Source organism: Sphaerisporangium rhizosphaerae (genome assembly GCF_042665155.1).
Lineage (GTDB): Bacteria > Actinomycetota > Actinomycetes > Streptosporangiales > Streptosporangiaceae > Sphaerisporangium > Sphaerisporangium rhizosphaerae.
The window spans coordinates 1-597 of sequence record NZ_JBHTCG010000107.1 but is presented as its reverse complement, the minus strand read 5'-3'; the positions used below and the strand labels follow the sequence as shown (position 1 = coordinate 597).

The following is a 597-nucleotide window of genomic DNA, read 5'->3' as shown; positions in this document are numbered from 1 at the left end:
TGGCGCCCGCCGCCGTGCCTGCTGGCGTTGGTGAGCAGTTCGCTGACCACGAAGTAGACGGCGGACTCGACCGGGGCCTCGGGGCGGGCCGGCAGGTCGACGTTGACCGAGACCTTCAGCGGGCTGTCCAGGGCCAGGGCCCGCACCGCGTCGCCGAGGCCGCGCTCGGCGAGCACGGGCGGGTGGATGCCGCGCACGAGCTGCCGCAGCTCGACCAGCGACGCGGCGGACGCCTCACGCACCTTGGCGATCAGGGCCTTGGCGGCCGCCGGATCGGAGTCGACGAGCTCTTCGGCGGCGCCGAGGGTCATGCCGATGGCGACCAGGCGTGCCTGCGCGCCGTCGTGCAGGTCGCGTTCGATGCGCCGCAGCTCGGCGGCCTGGGTGTCGATGGCGTCGGTGTGCACCCGCGTCAGCTGGGCCATGGCGTTGGTCAGGCGGGCGCGGTAGGTGGGGGCCAGCAGCCACCGCGTCCACACGCCGTGCAGGCGGACCGCGCGCGGAGCCAGCAACGGCCCTGCCAGCACGAGCAGCACCCCGGCCACCGCCTGCACCGGGCCCTGCGCCACCAGCGCCACCCCGGACGCCACCAGGAGC

1 protein-coding gene is annotated in these 597 nt (G+C 75.5%); it reads right to left on the bottom strand.

Annotation, left to right across the window (positions count from 1 at the left end; genetic code table 11):
* Positions 1 to 597: sensor histidine kinase (locus ACFQSB_RS40280; protein WP_380832636.1), on the bottom strand; the 597-nt coding region annotated here is incomplete at both ends.